A 15,938-nucleotide genomic window follows, 5' to 3' on the forward strand; every position below is an offset into this window, starting at 1 on the left:
ACTCATCTTTGCACTCACTACTTTTATCGTAAGCGATTATCCGGACATGATATCACCCGTCAATTTATGCGATGCCTGCGGCGGGCTACGCCTACGCGCACAACAAAGTCGCGGTAGCGCGTAGCGCGTAGCGCCTTAGACTCATCAGTGAGAGGTCAAGGTTATAGAGCTTTTGTCAATAAGCAATAGTACTTAAAATTCTGACAAAAATGGGGCTAATCAACAGATTTTTTGGGCTGGTCATCAGTAATAGCATAGATGGCAACAATTTTATTCAGCATAAACCCCTCCTAATTTCTCTCTGGAGGGGATTTTATTCTTTAAATGCCCTCGTTGCGATCGCTTGAATCAATAACTAGCAACTTGGGTTATTAGAAGAATTGGCGGGGACACAAGGATAAGTCCATAAGTCTAGTTTGTTTGGAAGTGGGATTGCTTTTGAGTTTAACTGTAGAGCGATGGCTTTGCCAACGCCAAGGGCGAACGCATACCAAGACTTTCCCTCAAGGCGGGCGTAGACCGTAAGGGCTTGTCGTAGACATCGCTTTTGTGGATAGATATGTAGATTGTATTGTAATGATATTACCAACAATATTAGCTACTTAGTCCTGCGGTTGGTAAAGATACTCTGACATAAGACTTGGGTCAACACCACCCGCACTTTCGTAAATGATTTGAATTCAAAACGGCTTCAGTACTCAACTTTAGTAGCCCAATCATGAGTTTTCTCCGTCAAGTTTTGCAAGACCAAGGGTCATTTCGTGTCCAAGATGCAGTCCGAAATGTTGGTGGACAACCAGGTACTAACTTTGGTCGTTCTGGAGAGACTTTTATCTTACGAGGCTTTACCCAAAGTAACAATTACCTGCGTAATGGTGTAAGAGATGCGAAAGCGATTAGTGGGATTGTCATTCCTACCACAAACATAGAAAGAATTGAAGTTCTCAGAGGACCCGCCTCAGTTTTATATGGCTTTGGCGACCCTGGTGGCACAATTAACATAGTTACCAAACAGCCCCTAACTGAGCCATACTACGCTTTTGAATTCGCTAGTGGCAGCTTCGATTTTTATCAACCTGCGATAGATATTTCGGGTCCTTTGACTGATGATAAAAAGCTTTTGTATCGCCTCAATGCTTCTTACTATAATGCAGACGGTTCCACTGACCTTTTTAGAAAAGAATATTACTTTGTTTCTCCAGTCATTAGCTGGCAGATAGGCAAAAATACGAACCTGACCTTTGAGGCAGATTACACAGATTTACAGTTGCGCGAACTCTGGGGTCAGCCTGCTGAGGGAACTGTGCTACCTAACCGCAATGGCAAAATTCCCAGAGATCGTTCGATTATAGAGCCTACAGATTTCAGTAATAGAAGAACGGCACGGATCGGTTATCGATTTAAGCATAGCTTCAGTGAAAATTGGTCATTGAGCAACGCTTTTCAAGCTTGGATTTGGCGACAAGAACAATATAATACAACTGCCACAAGACTAGAACCAGATGGCCGGACTTTAGAGCGGACAACACAAATCAATGCGTCAAGCACTGATGCAATCAATGGGGGAACTACTAATTGGAGTATTTTTACTTTAGACACAAATGTTGTTGGTAAATTTCAGACTGGTGGCATCCAGCATCAACTACTAATGGGCTTTGATTTATATAAAGATGTTCAAGGCCCATTTGCGCGGATTTTCCGAGCCACACAGCCGATTGATTTGTATAATCCAGTGTATGGTCAGCCTTTGGGTCGTGTTACCTCAGCAACTAATGCTAAAACTAGATTAGATAACTTAGGTCTGTATGTTCAAGATCAAATCGCTTTAACTGACAATCTGAAGTTGGTTTTGGGTGGGCGTTATGACCTTTCAACAAGTATCATTACAGACTATGTAGCTTCAAGTGTTTTTACTCAACCTGACGAAGCTTTTAGTCCACAAGTAGGCGTTGTTTATCAACCGAGCAAAACAGTTTCTCTCTACGCCAACTATAACCGTTCGTTTCTCCAGATTACAGGTACTACTGCTTTTTCCGGCTCTAGAGCTGCTGATGGTAGTTTCTTTACACCACAGCGCGGGACTCAGTATGAAGTTGGAATCAAGACTGATTTTCTGGATGGCAAATTGTCTACAAATCTTGCCTTGTATGAAGTCACTCTGTCAAATGTTCTGACTATCGATCCTTCTAATCCTCGGTTGTCTGTTCAAGTTGGTGAACAACAAAGTCAAGGTGTCGAGTTCAATGTGGCGGGAGAAATCTTACCTGGATGGAATATAATTGCTGCCTACGCTTATACGGATGCAAAAGTTAGTAAAGACATCAATAGAAGCAGAATCGGCAATCGACTACCGAATGTACCTGAAAATGGCTTTAGTTTATGGACAACTTACACAATTTCCCAAAGAGAGTTAAAAGGTTTGGGGTTTGGTCTAGGACTTTTATATGTTGGTGAACGACAAGGAGACTTGTTGAACTCGTTCCAATTGCCATCATACTTAAGAACAGATGCAGCAGTATTTTACCGCAACAATAAATTCAGGCTGGGAGTAAATTTCAAGAACTTATTTAATATTGATTATGTTGACATTGGCGGAAGTAGCTTATCGATTTTTCGAGGCGATCCGTTTAATGCAGTGGTGACATTAGACTGGCAGTTTTGAGCAGAGAAGTTGTCATTTTATGGATAGGTATAGAAGAGGACAAACAAAAATCACCAGGCGCTTATTGCTGCTAGCTGCGGCTGGGCTATTCCCAGTTGTCACTTTAGGCAGTTGTCGTCAAAAAAACAAAACAGTCCTTAAAGAGCAAAACTCTGACAGTCAAAAGCCCAGAGTCGTAAGATTTGGCTATGCTCGCGGTGGACTCATAAACCTAATTCAAATAAAAGGTAGTTTAGAGAAGCGTTTAGCACGATTAAATGTCTCCGTCGAGTGGAAATTATTTGCGGCTGGACCCCAGCGTATGGAAGCCCTAAATGCAGGATTAATTGATGTCGGGCCTGCCTCCGATGCCACCCTAGTATTTCCAATGGCAGCTGGTGTACCTTTAGTGATTTTTGGTGCTGAAGTAGCTAGACCATTAGCTTTGGCTGTTGTAGTACCTCAAAATTCTCCCATCCAAAACATTTCTGACCTTAAGGGTAAGAAAGTTGCATATGGCAAGGGCTGGAATTTACACTACCTGTTAGTCAAAGCACTCGAATCTAAAGGACTGCGACCTGATGATATTCAATCGGTATACGTCAAATCCGCAGCAGAAGCAATAGAAGTTTTTCAATCAAAATTTGTTGATGCTGTGGGAATTTTTGACCCATTCTTTGCTATTTTGCAAGCCAAAGATAAGGTACGTATCCTGTTTGATGGCACTGGTTTTACATCAAATCGCGTTTTCTATATTGCTTCTCCCACATATGCCCGCGAACACCCTGACATCTTAGCGGCGATTTTAGAAGAATTACGCTCGTTTGGAGATTGGGCAACCAAAAATCCTCATGAAGTTGCTCGACTTTTCTCTTCTACGATCAAACTCCCAGTTGCTCCTTTAGAGGTAGCAACACGGCGACAACAGTTTAATATAGTGCCTATTGATCAGCAGATTATCGCAGAACAACAACAAGTCTGTGACACATTTTTCCAACTTGGACTAATTTCAAAACAAATTCAAGTCAAAGATGCATTTATCAAACTTAATGGTTAAAGCCAGTCCGACCTTTGAGCCTTTAGTACAAGGGTGAAGTTAATTATGTATGAACCACGTTACGGAATTTGGATTCCCACTGCCAGTAACTATGGAGCGATGAACCACCCAGAGTCTCCCCGTAACGCTAGCTACTCTAGAGCTAAGGCACTTACCCAATTAGCCCAAGAATGCGGTTTCATCACAACCCTCATTGTCCAGCACACTATTACTAGAATTAACATGATGAAAAAGAGACTTTTTGCAAAAGCTAAAAAACCGCCCAGAAATCAATTTCTGGGCGGTTCAAGTATTTTTGCAATAGATTTAATAAATTCCCAATACCTCCTTACCATTAGTTTAAATTTCTTGATTTTTGCCAATAGACAATTGTTTTTTGCTATGTTTCAACTCTTTCCAAAGTGACTTAATTTGCTGATAAGCCTCTTCCTGAGACAATTTACCCCCTGTTTCTAGGGAAGTGATGTAGCTAATTTTTTGAGAGAATTCTTGGAGGTTGGCATTAAAGACAAAGTTCTCTGGCTGAAATTTCCCATAATACCTACTACGAGGGTAAAGAAAGCTGTTTTTGTCTTGCGAGTTAGGTTGGGTCATAAGTTTTCTCTTGTAATCTTTCTTAATTTTATAAACTATAATTTCTCTCTTTGTGTACATACACAGGATAACATTCAAATTCCTGAAGAAAGAAGTTAATTTTTTAATTCAATATTAGAATAAATCAGAAAGACAGGTAATTAACTGTGGAAAATACTGAAATAATCGCGTCCTCTATCAAAATGAGTCAGTCAAATGGCATATTCTTTGCGTAAAACACCAAAAGGAGCAAGTGAAATAGGATTTTGCTGATTAAACTCGACTAGCTCAAATGCGGCTCAAATAATATCATGCCTGCAGAATTAGTTATGATTACCATAGGCTTTAGTCAGGGTTGATAGCGAAGGCTAAAGTAAAAGCCATCGTCCTGAGCGTTATTACCGCGATCGCTCAGATCGATAAATGGAAATCCATAATCTAGCCGCAAAAAGAGATTATCAATTCCCATTGCCTGATTCCATAATAATCCTAAGCCTGCGCCCACTAAAAAAGTTTGATTGGGTAGCGGATTGGGATTATCAGACTGATTCCAGACGGCTCCCATGTCTAGAAATGGCGCTAGTTGAATTGTCGATAATCCAGATTCATTACGCTGCACTGTAAACCGATCTTCGATCGCTACCCGAAATCCATTATCCCCAGAACGGATATTTTGGCGATATCCCCTTACAGATTGTCCACCGCCAATCACAAATTGTTGGGAAGGTAAAAGGCTATCTGGTGTAAGCTGCAAGTCTGCTTGGATGAGTAATAGATGATCGTTGCTTAGTTGCTGCACGCGCTGGACTTGACCTAGCAAACTGAAAAAGCGACCATCGGGTATGGGGTCATTGTTGATCGTTGCATCTAATATATCAACGCCAAAATTAAATTGCGATCGCAAAAACCAAGCTCCTTGAGGTTCCCGCCTGATATAATCTTGACCAAATTTAATTACACTGGTACGGCTAACGCCATTGGCATCAGGCCCAATGCCAAAGGGGGTTGCGAGGTTATCAAACAAGAAGGTTTGACCATCTTCATAGGTAAATCCTAAAGATAAGGCAAATTCTTCTTTGGGCGATCGCATCAATGGTTGACGATAATTGATTTCATAAAGATCCTGGTTTGCCTTAATATCAAAGGCATCAAAGGGTGGCTCAGTGATTTCGTTGCGATTAAATGCTGCTCGAATCTGCACTTTGCCGTTCATGGCGTTCACGGGAACCTGGTAGCTAAAATCAAACACATCGGAACCACCAGAAAGCGTGTGGTAATAGGAGCCTGCTAACTCATCTCCCATACCGGTTAAATTGCGATCGCGCAATTCAACACCCAATCTTTCTGCGCCAATACTAGGAGGCGAATAATTATCTACACCTAAGCTACCAGTTAAAGGGTTTGCCTCTTCAACTCTGACAACGAGAACACTTTGACCAACTTTACCCGTTGGACGCAAACGCGCTTCCACATTTGTAAATAAGGGATCGAGTCGCAATAATTTCAACTGTTCTTCGAGCTTACCAGTATTGAGAGGAATACCAGCACCTAGTTGGATGCGACTACGAATATAAGATGGATTTAATCGTCGCGTCCCTTCAATATCAATCTCTGTCAAACGTCCTTCTAACACCCGAATTACCACAACATCTGCGGTACTAAATTGTTGAGTATCTGGAATCGCTCTGGAATTTATATAGCCTTTATTTAGGTAAAGCTGGGTAACAGCATCTGCGGCTTGTCTGATTTCTTCTAAAGTTAAGTCCCGTTCTTCAAACGGTTTCACTACTGGATTAAAGTCATTTTCATTAAAAACTGTGCTACCTACAACCTGGATTTTGCGAACCCGAATGCGTTGTGGTATCTCTGGTTGTGGGTTAGTTGCTGGAGTAAGTTCTGTTTTTTGTACTATTTGTAACTCTGACTGACTACTATTTGGAATCAAGTCAGGTGTAAAAATATTAGCTCTAGCTCTAAGTCCATTTGCAGTTACTATCCAGACCGCAGGCAGAATTAGCAAGCCGCACCGAAAACTGAAACTGTGCTTACTGCATTTAGTAGTTGCCAAATGCCAAGTGTCTAACTGATGAGAGAAATAGACGCTTCTTTGCTGAGTCGTTGCTCTAAGCTGAACACCAGTTTCTGTTTCTTTTTTCATTTATCCTCAGTAGCGTGTCTTATCTAACGACTGGGCTGATTTTGATTTTTGACTATGCTATTGCTATATGAATATTTCAATATCATATTTTTGACATTCAGATTTCAGAAGATTTGTAACTAAAACTATAATTAACAGCGATTTTTTCTAAGTGATAGTCCCTAGCATTATATTGTGGTAACAGGTAGAAAACTTGGGAAAACTTCGATGTCACCACCGATCTCCATTGTCATCGTCAATTACAACCGGGCGTCTTACCTTCAAGAAGCGATCGCTAGCGTCTTAGCGCAGACATGGCAAGACTTTGACCTACTAATTTGGGATGATGGCTCTACAGATAGATCGATGGCGATCGCAAACAACTATGCTCAACAAGATGGACGAGTGCGGGTAGTCCAAGCACACCATCAAGGATATACGGCGGCACTTAAAGCAGCAATCAACCTAACTAACGGCACTTACATCGGTCTGGTAGACAGTGATGATATCCTAGCCCCCACTGCCCTTGCCCAAACTGCTAAAGTCCTCAACAGCCATCCAGATACAGGATTTGTTTACACCGATTACTTAAATATTGATCCAAACAGCAAAGTGATCGGCTACGGTCATCGCTGTGGCATTCCCTATTCCCAAGAAGGTCTTTTAGTAAACTTCATGACGTTTCACTTCCGCCTGATTCGACGGTCGGTTTACGACCAGGTGGGAGGTGTTAACAAGTCGTTCCGCTGTGCCCAAGATTATGACCTATGTCTGCGACTTTCAGAGGTAGCCCAAGTGCGCCGCGTTCCAGAGCCACTCTACCTCTACCGAATTCATTCTCAAAGCATCTCGACTACCAGAAGGACAGAACAAATCCTCTGGTCTAAGCGAGCGATCGCTCAAGCACTTTGGCGACGCGGATTAGCAGACAAGTTACAAATCGATGTAGAATTGCCCATAGGTCGCTTTATATTACGGCGCAAAAAATCTTTATTGTCTAATATCGCCGCTTCAGTCCTAGTTATTACCTCGCTGGTAAGTCCCAGATTAGCCCAAGCACAACAAATAGTTCCTGCTACCGATGGGACAAACACAATTGTTACACCAAACGGCAATCGACTTGATATCACTGGCGGCACAACTTCTAAAGATGGTGCAAACCTCTTTCACAGCTTTCAACAATTTGGGATTTCACCAGAACAAATTGCCAACTTTCAAGCCAGTCCGGCGCTGCAAAATATCCTTGGTCGAGTTACAGGCGGGAATGCCTCGGTTATTAATGGCTTAATTCAGGTGACAGGTGGCAATCCTAACCTTTTCTTGATGAATCCAGCCGGATTTATTTTTGGAGCAAATGCCAGTTTAAATGTGCCTGGTGCTTTTACGGTGACAACAGCCAACGGCATCGGTTTTGGCAGCAGTTGGTTTAACGCTCTCGGTGTGAATGACTACAATGCGTTAGTTGGAAACCCCAATGGATTTGCCTTTAGTACAAACCAGCCAGGAGCGATCACAAATGCTGGAAATTTGGTAGTAGGTAGTGGGCAAAATTTGAATTTATTAGGCGGTACTGTAATCAACACCGGGCAACTTTCGGCACCGGGAGGGCAGATTACCGTTACATCAGTACCAGGACAAAATTGGGTGCGTCTCAGTCAGCCAGGAAATCTGTTGAGTCTAGAAATTCAGCCCCTCGCCTCTAGTAGCAACCAACCCAATAACTGGACAATTCCGATTGCATCTTTACCAGAATTGCTCACAGTTGGTAACACTGGGTTAACTGCCAATCCTGATGGTACTGTAAAATTGATAGGCTCTAATGTGACAATTCCGACAACTCCAGGTACAACGATTTTTTCTGGGACAGTGGATGCATCAAGTCAAACAGGCGGTACGATTACTGCTTTGGGTAAACGAGTCGCGGTGATTGATGCCAATATTAACGCCTCTGGAAACAATGACGGCGGCACCGTACTAATTGGCGGCGATTTCCAAGGGAAGGGAACTTTACCCAACGCCAATCAGACTTATGTGAACTCAAACTCCGTCATTGCAGCCGATAGCAATCTAAATGCAAATGGTGGTCGGGTAATTGTTTGGGGTGACAAGACAACAGAATTTTTGGGCAATATTACCGCTCGTGGTGGTCTTAACTCCGGTAACGGTGGTTTTGTAGAAGTGTCGGGTAAGGAGAATCTGATTTACCGTGGTAATACTAATCTGAGTGCCAATAATGGTATTGTTGGTAACTTGTTGCTAGATCCAACCGATATCAATATCGTAGATGGTACTAATGCACCTCAAGATACCTTTGTGCCTGAAATTTTTCAAGATGCTTCCCCGGCTATTTTCACAATTTCCAAAAACGCTTTAGAAAATAGTAATGCTGTTGTGACTTTGGCAGCGACTAATGATATTACTATCGCTAATGGCGTATCGTTGAATTTTGTTAATGATGGTGGCGGAGCGATCGCTTTTACCGCAGACGCAGATGGTAATGGTGTCGGTGCTTTTACGATGGGTACAGGCGACACCATTAGTACTAATGGTAGGGATATCACAATTTCAGGAGCCAGCCTGTCTTTGGGAATCATCAATACTAGCAGTTTCTTTATCGACGAGGAAGGTCAATTTATTAGTGGTAGTGGTGCTAATGTCACCTTGTCTGCCAGTGGCAACATTACTGCCAGCAACATTATTGCTACAGGTCAGGGCTACGATTCATCTAGTGGTAATATTATAGTCCAAAGTACTAGCGGTGGAATTACTCTAAATAACCTCGACACCACCAATGTTCAAGGGTTTGGATATGGTAGTACGGCTGCAACAGCTGGAACAGTAACTTTAAGTGCTGCAGGCGATATCCTCACAGGTACGATTAATTCTTCTTCAATTAATGGTAATGAATCCGGTACGGGTGGCGGTGTAGTAGCGACAACGACCGCAGGTAGTATTACCACAGGCGCAATTAACTCGTCTGTAGTAAAGCAAGGAGGTGGCGATTTTACTGGCACGGCTGGCGCGGTCAGCTTAACTGCCAGAGATAATATCACCGTTAATGATTCCATTAATGCCTTAGCGATCGCTACCGGAGTGGATGGGACTGCAAAAGCTACAAGTGGCAACGTTACTTTACAGACTACCAATACCTTTGGCAGCAGAATTCGCTTTAGCAGCATTAACACACAGGCCACAACGGACTTTGGTGGTGCTAATACTGTTCAAGGGGGCAATGTGCAAGTCCTGACAAATGGACTAGTTCAAGGAATAGGGACGATTACTAACGGTAATATTGATACAGGTATTACAATCGCTACTGGTGGAGTTTTTGCTGACAGTATAGTTGATTTCGCTGAATTTCCACCTATAGATGGTACTGTAACAATTCAACATGATGGTGGCCCAAACAATGTGGATTTTATCGTAGGTGATGCGAGTGTCAATGGCACAGCCGGATCAATTAATGCAGGCGACAATTCAATCATCGCTTCAAATAGCTTTCCAGTCTTGCCTAATGGCGGAGATGCTAGCGGTACACCAACCGGCATCACCATTACTTCCGTTAACACCCCGCCGACATTAACGGCAAACTCATCGCTACCCAATACTCAGACCAATCAACCTGTTACCTTAACATTCTCTAGTTTGGCTGCACTGGTTCTTGATGCTAATAACGACATTACCTCCATCCAGGTTGATGTGGTGAATACAGGAAATCTGACTGTCAATGGCATTCCCGTCATCCCTGGTGTTACTACCTTATCTAACGGCGATACTTTGGTGTACACACCTCCAGCAGATACTAATGGGCTACTAAATGCCTTTGTAATTAGTGCAAATGACAGCGTTTCCTCTTCTGCACCCGTACAGGTAGGAATCAACGTCAGTCAGCCTCCTACCCCAACTCCTACCCCGACTCCTATCCCGACCCCTATCGCGACTCCTACCCCAACTCCTTCTCCCTGCACATTCCAGTGCAACCCAGTTACACCGCCTAACCCTAACCCCCCTAGCTTTAGGCCTGATCCCCCTGTTATTAATACCGACCCTACTCCCGAAGACAATTTCACAGATGATTTTGCCGACCATTTAGGCATATCCACCCCTAGAATCAAAACCCTGGATGATGCCAAAGAAATTGCTCGCAAAATTGAAGAAGCTACTGGTGTGAAACCTGCATTTATCTACATCAGTTTTGTACCTGTGGAGATTTTACCAGAGGAAAATTTAGGCAAAGCTCAAAAATTTACTAAACAGTTAAATACCATAGGAGAAAAGGATAGTGACCAACTAGAAGTAGTAGTAGTAACCGGAAAAGGCGATCCTATTCGCAAGCGCATCCCAGACACAACTAAAGCCAAAGTTCTCCAAGTAGCTCAAGAATTTCGTGACCAAATCGTTAGTCCACAAAACCGTCGTCGCACCGGTTATTTGCGTTCATCTCAACAACTTTATCGCTGGATTATTGCACCACTAGAAACAGATTTACATGCAAGAGGAATCAACAATCTGGTCTTTTTACCAGACATTGGGTTACGTTCAACCCCAATGGCAGCACTTCACCATGGTAAGGGATTTCTAGTAGAAAAATACAGTATTGGCTTAATGCCTAGTCTTAGTTTGACCAATACCCTCTATAAAGACATAAAAAAATCTCAAATTTTAGCGCTGGGGGTTTCTCAGAGTACTCAGGGACAAGAGCCTTTACCAGCAGTCCCCCTTGAGTTATCAACACTAGTATCTAAACTCTGGCAGGGCAAATTATTATTAGACAAGCAAGCCACCTTAGAAAATCTCAAAACGATCCGCCGCCAACAACCTTTTGGGATTATTCACATGGCAACCCATGCCGATTTTGCTACTGGTGCTTTAAGTAATTCCTATATTCAACTGTGGGAAGACAAGTTACGCTTGAACCAATTACGACAGTTGCGCTTGAATGAACCTGAAGTTGAAATGTTGGTGCTGAGTGCTTGTAGAACAGCTTTAGGGGATGAAGAATCCGAATTGGGATTTGCGGGTTTAGCAGTGCTAGCAGGTGTGAAAACTAGTGTTGCTAGTCTTTGGTCGGTTAATGATGCTGGCACAGCAGCGTTGATGACAAAATTTTATGACAACTTAAAAACATCTCCGATTAAGGCAGAAGCTCTCAGACAGGCTCAGGTAGCTATGGTCAAAGGGCAAATTTATGTAAAGGATGGACAAGTGCAAGGTTTAGGAGTAGTTGGGAATTTGCCTTTACCTGCTGACAGTGCTGATGAATCATTTATGCATCCTTATTATTGGGCTGGATTTACAATGGTTGGCAATCCTTGGTAAAGGTAAGGAATAGGAAGTCAGAGAGCTAGGGAGAGAAAGAGATTTTTATTGTTGCTATTAACCTAACGTGAGTTAGACGCAGAATTAGTATTACCACTAGTAACTTCAATCGAGCGACATATTTCTAGCGGATACTACGGATGAAAGATGTGCCTTATTGCAGATGAACGCTACAATCTATCAGAAAAGCAAAGAGTGGCTTCATGACGGCTAATTTAACATCTACAACGACATTTGACTTTGTTACCGTGCTATCCCAAGCTGCGGTTACGTATCGACAACCACAACGCATACACCCTAGTGCTGAAATATTAGTAAAGGCGTTGCTACAAGCAGAAAAAACTGCCAAGCAGCAACGGTTGACTTATCCGTTTGAGTTTCTTCTCGGTAAATGGCAACTTTGCTTTGTCACTGGCACTAAGAAAAACAAAGGTAGCGGGGGAATTTTATTAGGCAAGGGTTTCTATGTACCTAAGTTTATAGCAATCCATGTTTCCTTTAATGCCACTTTGGAACAGGATTCAGACAGAGGCGAAATTGCTAATCAGGTTGAGTTTAACCCAGTTTCATTGAAGCTCACGGGCCCAGTGCAATATTTAGGTAAGAAAAATTTATTGGCGTTTGACTTTAACCAGATGGTTATCAGTTTGTTTGGTCGTGTTATTTACAACAGAGCAATCCGTGCTGGTAAAGTTCAAACAGAAGATTTCTACAACCAACCCATAGCTAAACTACCCTTCTTTGGCTTCTTTTTAGTGACAAAAGATTTCATTGCAGCTCGCGGTCGTGGGGGAGGATTGGCATTTTGGATTCGAGAAACTTAAAGACGCTTGCAGGAAATCAGGCAGTCTTGCTGGAGGCAAAAGGAAAGAGGATTTGACTTATTTGTTTGATTTGTAGGAAGTGGTGCAACCTTTTTTACAAATCAAACAAATACTTCATTCACCGAAGAGGCAGAGGGGAAGGGAGCTCTTAGCTGGGGGAGCAAGCCCTTCTCAAGAGCGTGGAGCAAAGCGGAACAGGGTATGAAGCCCCGTCATAAAGGACGCTTCGACTGGGGCGGAGTACAAGCTCCGTCTCAGTCTCTCCCCCTGCCCCCTGCTCCCCTGCCTCTTTTGACATCATCTGCGCTTGATTACTTAGGCAGTGATAAAGTTCGCCTGATTTGGTCTTTTTTCTTGCTTTATCAAAAAAATATATGCTAAGATTGATAATCGTGTGGTTAAGGACGTATAGCTCAGTTGGTTAGAGCGCTACGTTGACATCGTAGAGAAGGGCTTTGCCCTTCTTGTTAGCTCCGTACCTTTTTTACTTTACTAATATCCTAAAGTTGTCTTAACTGTCCCAGTTTTGTCCCAAGAATATCTGATGAGACAGGACAAATACTACAGTATTCAACTGTATTTAGTAATACCAAGATTATATAATACTTCACTTTGAATGCTTGGTTTTGGCACTTACAAAACAAAAAGACCCAAGATTTTATCTAAGGTCTTTGAGTAGTTGGTATTGCCAGGGGTGCTTAAGTGGGCTGGATGATGTCTAGTCTGGGTCAACGGCTTGCCATAAGATAGCTCTGGCTTACCGTCCCAGATGGTTAATCTGTTACCCTTAACACTTAGGTGGTCAGGATTAGCCGCTAAATACTTCCCAGTGCTGTTGGTCTACGATCGCTGGAGTCCCTTAGCTTCCTTACGTGCCTGTAAGACCTCATGTAGTCGCCTACGCTGTTCTAGATTTAACCCCTGTAGAAACTCTAATCTGGCCTGATAAATCCGTGCAGCATCTTTAGTACTACGTAGCACCCTAGATTGCTTAAGGATCTCTGTCTGCGTCAGGGGCTTTCTAGACTTCCTAGTAAACTTTAAGTCCTTGGCTTGAACTCTAGGGTCTACTTGCTGACCTCGGTTGCTAGACCGTCTACCCGTTGTAGCCTTAACGATATCGGGAGTCTCTGTAAACCTCCCATGTGTTCCACGGGGATGCTTATTAGGATTAAAGGTAGCTACTCGACCAGAACGGATTATCTTAACCATCTAGGGAAACATTTGAGGTTTCCTAGATTTAGTCAAACATTGTTTGACTTTAGGCTGTATTGCTACCCATGTGCCCCTAGTCTCATCTGCTGGCTCCCAGATTAACCCTTCAGGATCTCGATCAGCAGTCCACTGGGCTATCTTGGGTTTACCTATCCCGGCTAGTACCTGGGGTAAATCCTTGATTGTATTTAGTCTCCCCCTTTCAGTCTTAGCAGTGGATAGAGAGATGTGTTTGGGAGTTAATCTCTCCACTAAAGCATCCGTGGAAAGTCTCAAGGGTTCCTGCGTAATCTGAGAACCTAATAGGGACTCTGAAGTATCACACACATTTTGGTATACTTCCTTGGTTTGTATAGGTTCTGGCTGGTTTACCAAAAGTAAATAATCCTCAGCCTCCCTGACCAAATCCTCTAAATCCCAGTGCCATCTGTGGTTTTCCCAACCCTTCATTATTACCTCTGCGATCGCCGGGTGTTGCATCTTAGCTAACTTATCCTGATACTCGGCTAAAGCTCCATTAAGGGTAGTAACGGGCTGATGTTTAAACCTATTATCAGTATTAGCTTCGTGCCAGATTTCATCAGGATACTCAGCCGCCACCTCTAGCCACCTTTTAGATCCATTAGCAGATTTCTGGGTAATAGCAACTACCTGGTCATCAGGAAATACATACCACTTCCTATTCTTGATGGTTTCCTCTATGGTTGATTTGAGTTCCCACTGAGGCGGTAGCCTGTCCCCTAACCTAAACACACACTTCTGGTATACCTTTTGTTCTGACAAAGATTCCATAGGTATACCCGGTTGACATTGGTACACCTGTCTTAATCCTTTGAACGCCTCAGCCTGAGTCTTGTATCCCTTGGCTATTTCTTTGAACCACTCAAAATCCTCTGGATCAACCTTAACTGATAGAACTTTCTGCGACATTAGTAGACCTTTATTGTGTGGTAAACCTCTGTAATTCTTGCTAGCTATACGGGTATACTTTTTATGTGTGTTAACCTAATAAACTGCCTATTGCCTGCTTCATTAGTCCAGAACAGAAAGACCCCTTGGGGAAACTCCCTAACCACAAAGCTAACTGGTATCATAGGCTATTTAGTATATTTGTAAGCCTAGTATACCACTAAAAGCTTTGTAATGGCTACAGGTATACTAAAATATGTGTTATTTTAGTAAACCCGCTACCTGTATACCAGCCTCTTGAGAACAGCGTTTAGTCTCATTATTTCCTTTAGCCGATGCTAAGGTCATCTTTTGAATGGCTAGCTGTTCAGCAAAGGATACTGCGGTTAACTCCAGCATATTCATTCCGTCTCTGGGGTTTGAGTTATCTAATGCTGTCTGAAGTTCCTTAGCAGATTTACCGAATATAGGTTGGTAAATAGCGTTTGTATTAGCTCCATAGCCAAACTTAGTTACCCCCCTATCTTGTAGAGCATCAGTGAAAGCTCGACGAGTTATCTTACCGTTAGTCCTAACTGCAATCCACTTTAGTTTTTCTGGGTCATCCTCTCGCTGTATAATCTCATCCGCTAGGGTGACATCATTCTCTAAGTATCGTTTGAAAGTTTCCTTGACATATACATCGAACTCTGGAGACAACCACTCAGCTAACTTAATGGCTACTAGTGGATGTACATATGTACCGGATATGTCTTTTTTACGTGTTACAGTAAAAGCCGATTTCCCGGTTTTTAGTTCCACTTGCTTCAAAAAAGTGACATTAGATTCTTTGAAATGTTGCCAACGCTTACCAAATCTAGTACATAACTTAGTAGCATTTACATAGTCGTCATCGCGCGTATTCTGTGTTAAAATAAAGCTATAGTTCATGTTTTTTTACTTAAATATTTTGGATAAGGGTTGTAGTTGGCGCTACATCCCTTGTTTGCTATCTATGGGTTAATGTGCCTATATCTGTAAGTTCAGGTAGGTAACAATCACTTCTCTGATAACTTCGGTCGTTTCATAGATGGGTAGGTAACACCTTGGGCCTCTATCTGTGACCTCATTTGAGCCACTAGTGCTTTCTCAGCCCTCAGAAGAACTACACCCTCTCTCATCTGTTGGCTGTTTGGTTAACTTCAATACCCCTAAGTGGAACCTGTTTAACCCCTGTGGCTGTCTGAGTCTTCATAGAAGGATAGGCAACCCCCGAAGCCTCAA

At 42.7% G+C, this 15,938-nt stretch carries 9 protein-coding genes; 4 read left to right on the forward strand and 5 right to left on the reverse strand.

Annotated elements, in window-relative coordinates; genetic code table 11:
- Nucleotides 1-718: 718 nt before the first annotated feature.
- Together HWQ58_RS24990 and HWQ58_RS24995 are read left to right on the forward strand one after the other, a co-directional pair.
- Nucleotides 719-2,662, forward strand: a complete 1,944-nt coding sequence (locus tag HWQ58_RS24990) for a TonB-dependent siderophore receptor (protein ID WP_292868674.1) — start codon at nucleotides 719-721, stop codon at nucleotides 2,660-2,662.
- 19 nt (nucleotides 2,663-2,681) lie between these two features.
- A complete protein-coding gene (locus HWQ58_RS24995; RefSeq protein WP_292868677.1) occupies nucleotides 2,682-3,698 on the forward strand; it encodes an aliphatic sulfonate ABC transporter substrate-binding protein in 1,017 nt (338 codons plus the stop codon).
- A 339-nt stretch (nucleotides 3,699-4,037) separates the two neighbouring features.
- Here the strand turns inward: HWQ58_RS24995 and HWQ58_RS25000 are convergent, their stop codons facing one another.
- Both HWQ58_RS25000 and HWQ58_RS25005 read right to left on the reverse strand, forming a co-directional pair.
- On the reverse strand, nucleotides 4,038-4,292 hold the full coding sequence (locus tag HWQ58_RS25000) for a hypothetical protein (RefSeq protein ID WP_292868680.1): 255 nt from the start codon (nucleotides 4,290-4,292) through the stop codon (nucleotides 4,038-4,040).
- A gap of 328 nt (nucleotides 4,293-4,620) precedes the next feature.
- Nucleotides 4,621-6,429 carry a ShlB/FhaC/HecB family hemolysin secretion/activation protein gene (locus HWQ58_RS25005; RefSeq protein ID WP_292868683.1) on the reverse strand — a complete coding sequence of 603 codons (1,809 nt, stop codon included), beginning with the start codon at nucleotides 6,427-6,429 and terminating at the stop codon, nucleotides 4,621-4,623.
- 207 nt (nucleotides 6,430-6,636) lie between these two features.
- On the opposite strand from HWQ58_RS25005, the gene HWQ58_RS25010 reads away from it, so the two are divergent.
- Nucleotides 6,637-11,727, forward strand: a complete 5,091-nt coding sequence (locus tag HWQ58_RS25010) for a CHAT domain-containing protein (RefSeq protein ID WP_292868686.1) — start codon at nucleotides 6,637-6,639, stop codon at nucleotides 11,725-11,727.
- Nucleotides 11,728-11,930: 203 nt separating this feature from the next.
- Nucleotides 11,931-12,551, forward strand: a complete 621-nt coding sequence (locus HWQ58_RS25015; protein ID WP_292868689.1) for a hypothetical protein — start codon at nucleotides 11,931-11,933, stop codon at nucleotides 12,549-12,551.
- A gap of 840 nt (nucleotides 12,552-13,391) precedes the next feature.
- Here the strand turns inward: HWQ58_RS25015 and HWQ58_RS25020 are convergent.
- From HWQ58_RS25020 to HWQ58_RS25030, 3 genes are all read right to left on the reverse strand, one after another.
- On the reverse strand, nucleotides 13,392-13,763 hold the full coding sequence (locus HWQ58_RS25020; RefSeq protein ID WP_292868692.1) for a hypothetical protein: 372 nt from the start codon (nucleotides 13,761-13,763) through the stop codon (nucleotides 13,392-13,394).
- Nucleotides 13,764-14,696 (reverse strand): hypothetical protein, encoded by a 933-nt coding sequence (locus HWQ58_RS25025; RefSeq protein ID WP_292868695.1) that lies wholly within the window; start codon nucleotides 14,694-14,696, stop codon nucleotides 13,764-13,766.
- Nucleotides 14,697-14,936: 240 nt separating this feature from the next.
- Nucleotides 14,937-15,605, reverse strand: coding sequence for a KilA-N domain-containing protein (locus HWQ58_RS25030; protein WP_292868698.1), 669 nt, complete (start codon nucleotides 15,603-15,605; stop codon nucleotides 14,937-14,939).
- Nucleotides 15,606-15,938 lie beyond the last annotated feature (333 nt).

This window comes from Nostoc sp. LPT (assembly GCF_017115165.1).
Lineage (GTDB): Bacteria > Cyanobacteriota > Cyanobacteriia > Cyanobacteriales > Nostocaceae > Nostoc.

Coding starts and splice junctions, on each gene's coding strand:
- HWQ58_RS25010 (WP_292868686.1), top strand. CDS start 6,637: ATGTCACCACCGATCTCCATTGTCATCGTCAATTACAACCGGGCGTCT.
- HWQ58_RS24990 (WP_292868674.1), top strand. CDS start 719: ATGAGTTTTCTCCGTCAAGTTTTGCAAGACCAAGGGTCATTTCGTGTC.
- HWQ58_RS25015 (WP_292868689.1), top strand. CDS start 11,931: ATGACGGCTAATTTAACATCTACAACGACATTTGACTTTGTTACCGTG.
- HWQ58_RS25005 (WP_292868683.1), bottom strand. CDS start 6,429: ATGAAAAAAGAAACAGAAACTGGTGTTCAGCTTAGAGCAACGACTCAG.
- HWQ58_RS25000 (WP_292868680.1), bottom strand. CDS start 4,292: ATGACCCAACCTAACTCGCAAGACAAAAACAGCTTTCTTTACCCTCGT.
- HWQ58_RS25030 (WP_292868698.1), bottom strand. CDS start 15,605: ATGAACTATAGCTTTATTTTAACACAGAATACGCGCGATGACGACTAT.
- HWQ58_RS25025 (WP_292868695.1), bottom strand. CDS start 14,696: ATGTCGCAGAAAGTTCTATCAGTTAAGGTTGATCCAGAGGATTTTGAG.
- HWQ58_RS25020 (WP_292868692.1), bottom strand. CDS start 13,763: ATGGTTAAGATAATCCGTTCTGGTCGAGTAGCTACCTTTAATCCTAAT.
- HWQ58_RS24995 (WP_292868677.1), top strand. CDS start 2,682: ATGGATAGGTATAGAAGAGGACAAACAAAAATCACCAGGCGCTTATTG.